Origin of the sequence: Acinetobacter sp. YZS-X1-1 (genome assembly GCF_000804305.1) — a bacterium.
GTDB classification, from domain to species: Bacteria; Pseudomonadota; Gammaproteobacteria; order Pseudomonadales; family Moraxellaceae; genus Acinetobacter; species Acinetobacter variabilis.
Window position 1 is genome coordinate 1 of record NZ_JWHB01000060.1, and the last position, 2,096, is coordinate 2,096.

General features: G+C 35.0%; 1 protein-coding gene and 1 pseudogene. One reads left to right on the top strand and one right to left on the bottom strand.

All coding sequences use genetic code 11. The features are described from left to right. Positions 1–13: 13 nt before the first annotated feature. Positions 14–180: pseudogene (locus RJ01_RS16060) on the bottom strand (IS5/IS1182 family transposase); the annotation flags it as partial. 456 nt (positions 181–636) lie between these two features. Between RJ01_RS16060 and RJ01_RS15440 the strand changes: the two are divergent. After that, positions 637–1,869: an ATP-binding protein gene (locus RJ01_RS15440; RefSeq protein WP_034171728.1), complete on the top strand. Its 1,233-nt coding sequence runs from the start codon at positions 637–639 to the stop codon at positions 1,867–1,869. The last annotated feature ends 227 nt before the right edge of the window (positions 1,870–2,096 follow it).

The window sequence follows — 2,096 nt, forward strand, 5'->3', positions numbered from 1 at the left end:
GTGGGAAGTCTCAAGGAAGCATACTTCTTTGGCATCCACTTATTAGAATATAGAGCAATGCGCAAAATACTTCATAGACATCAACGACTCTTGGACGTGTTTGTTTTCTTCCGCTCAATCGTAGCGGTTCAATTTCTTTAAAAGCTTCTCGACTAATGTTGCTGGATATGGTTTTCTCATGAGGGGAATTTAACAAATTATTTTTTCAATTGCTAAAAAAGAATGAAATTAATACTGGATAGGCTCTTAGTTTGGCCAATAGATTCCCTCTATGGGCATTTTTTTGATATAGATACTCTAAAATAAACTCTTTAGCATTTCATAAGCAATGAGTATTAAGGCTGAGACCATCAGCAACACAAAAATGAGTTCCACTCTAGTTAACATCTTAGTTTCATTTACTTTTCACTTAATTTATATAGCAGTTAAGTCGCAGCATCAATGACATAACATGACATGGAAAATAATCAAAAAAGATAGAATCTAGATTTTTATTACATTTACTATCCGCATGCTTCAACAGCAGCTTTGAATGTTTCACTTAACCTTTAAACTTTTTTAAAAGTTAAATGTATTTACATATGAGTTCTAAAATTTGATATAATTTATTAAAAATTTAGATTCTAAGTGTAAATAATGAGAAGTGCTAATATTCGACGTGATGGTTACTTAAAATTTCTGAATACATGGCAAAACCGTGATGTCATTAAAGTACTTTCAGGTGTACGTCGCTCTGGAAAATCCACCTTATTGGCGATGTTTCAACAAGACCTAAAAGCACAGGGTGTACAAGCCGAAAACATCATTGCCATCAACTTCGAATTTATGGAATTTGAAGAACTCACCGATTACCGTAAACTACATGATTATGTATTGTCCAAAGTTGATAAAAGTAAAAAAAACTATGTTTTTTTAGATGAAATACAACATGTTACCAATTTTGAGAAAGTGGTCGACTCTTTATATGTTCGGGATTATATCGATTTATATATTACAGGCTCAAACGCATTCTTTCTAAGTGGAGAACTTGCGACTTTACTTACAGGACGCTATATCGAGCAACATGTTCTACCTTTGTCATTCCAAGAATTTAAACAGTGGCATATTGAAAATAATCCGATCATCCAACAATTATCCAATCGTGATTTGTATGCCATGTATACGCGTAGTAGTTTCCCTTATACGCTTGCCATGACTAGCCAGCAAGAAACTTATGATTACTTGCAAGCGGTCTATGCCAGTGTAATGTTTAAAGATGTTATTCCCCGTTTGAATACTGCCGATATTAACTCTCTCGAGCGTGTCGCAAGATATTTGGCAAGCGTGACAGGCTCACCTATTTCCATCAATAAAATTAAAAATACCTTTGTTTCAAGTGGGGTTAAAATTTCATTTGAAACAGTAAAGCGCTATATTCAGGGCTTACAGGACAGTTTGTTATTTTATAGTGCTGCACAATTTAAAGTACGCGGGCGTGAGTTATTACAATCCTCTGAAAAATACTATTTAGTTGATGTCGGATTGCGCCGGATTATGTTGCCTGATGCTAATGCTGATCAAGGTCATATCTTAGAAAATGTAATTTATCTTGAGCTTATCAGACGAGGTTATACGGTCTATGTAGGGCGGGTTGATGAATATGAAATTGATTTTGTTGCTGTCGATACTTTACAGAATTTAACTTATTATCAAGTGGCATTAGAAACGCTCAATGAGGAGACACTCAGCCGAGAGTTACGTCCATTACAGAAAATTTCTGATTCGTATCCCAAATATTTACTTACCTTAGACACGATAGGGGCTGAAGCAAATTATAATGGTATTGTAAAAATGAGTGCTCTCGATTGGTTGCTATCTGAAAATAAGTAAAGTTGAGGGTAGACATGGATACTCTTATTTATTGATTAAAACTCAAAGACTTTTCAGCATCATCCAAGAATGTATTCAAGCATAATTTCTGCTCCAATTATGATGGATCGATTTACCTCGATTCGATTGAGTCAGACCATCATGATTGAGCCAGAGTCGCTTACTGAAAGTAGCGAGAATTGCGCTGGTGTACTATCTTGTATCTTATCCCTCATAGTGATTAGCTA

Excerpts from the sequence above, each read along its gene's own strand:
- RJ01_RS15440 (WP_034171728.1), top strand. The coding sequence starts at position 637 with ATGAGAAGTGCTAATATTCGACGTGATGGTTACTTAAAATTTCTGAAT.